This window comes from Oleiphilus sp. HI0128, assembly GCF_001635365.1.
Map to the genome: position 1 here is coordinate 1 of NZ_LWGG01001075.1, position 974 is coordinate 974.

A 974-nucleotide genomic window follows, 5' to 3' on the forward strand; every position below is an offset into this window, starting at 1 on the left:
GCTAAAATTATGGTTCACAGGGAAGCATAAGTTTGGCAACAACCGGACAAATGCAACCCTTTCTAGACTGAAAAAGCTCATTTAATCATAGCGTTATGATTCAATGAGCTTTACTTTTTAATATCTATGATTTGCGAACCTTTTTTTAATCCTTCGACCCGCCCTCAATAAGCATTTCTGATTTGTAAACCTGAAGAAACAGAGCTAACTCATTATTCTTAGTAGATTTAAACCAGAAAGGATCGTGCACTGAGCCCGCATAAATAACAACAATTAGAAATAAATAACATACCAAAGCCAATGCCAAGGGCCGATTAGTTCCAAGAGCTCCCATAGCAAACAGCAGAGATACGATAAAAGAAGACACACTCCATAAGGAAAACAAGAAACACAGATAGACCTTGTTGATATTCCAGCTTCGTAGATACCAAAATTTGAACAGCCTCAAATTGCGTGTGCGCTGCGAAGATTGTCATCACGAGCGTTTGGTCGCTTTCAGCTGCAAACGGAGTGGTTTCTGCCCTAGTTGTGGCGCTCGGCGGATGGCGGAGAGTGCCGCACTTTTGGTGGATGAAGTATTTCCCGCAGAGCCTATTCGCCAATGGGTGCTGAGTTTTCCTTTCCAGTTGCGCTTTTTGCTGGACCGTTACCCGGAGCTGATGGGCAAGGTCTTGAGCATCGTTTACCGTACACTCTCAACTGTTCTGCGCAACTAAATCAGGACACTTTTCTTAAAGAGTTTTCGTACTCGATTGGCGACATATCTTCGTTAGAAGTATGGAGCCGCTCTAAGTTGTAATAACGCATGTAGTCAGCCACATCATTTCTCATATGCTCTCTCGTTGGCTGGGGCACTTTCAAAACCCAGTCATGCTTTAAGCTTCCAAAGAACCGCTCCACAACAGAGTTATCCCAGCAAGCACCTACATCCCCCATGCTAGCTCTGATGCCATAATTACTCAGCAGTGTGCGAT

General features: G+C 43.9%; 1 protein-coding gene and 1 pseudogene. One reads left to right on the top strand and one right to left on the bottom strand.

Annotated elements, in window-relative coordinates; translation table 11 throughout:
* Positions 1 to 449 precede the first annotated feature (449 nt).
* Positions 450 to 707, top strand: a pseudogene (locus A3763_RS27105) (transposase zinc-binding domain-containing protein); the annotation flags it as partial.
* Between the two features lie 10 nt (positions 708 to 717).
* Here the strand turns inward: A3763_RS27105 and A3763_RS18355 are convergent.
* Positions 718 to 974 (bottom strand): integrase core domain-containing protein (locus A3763_RS18355; RefSeq protein WP_156495164.1); only part of this gene is annotated, 257 nt, incomplete at its 5' end.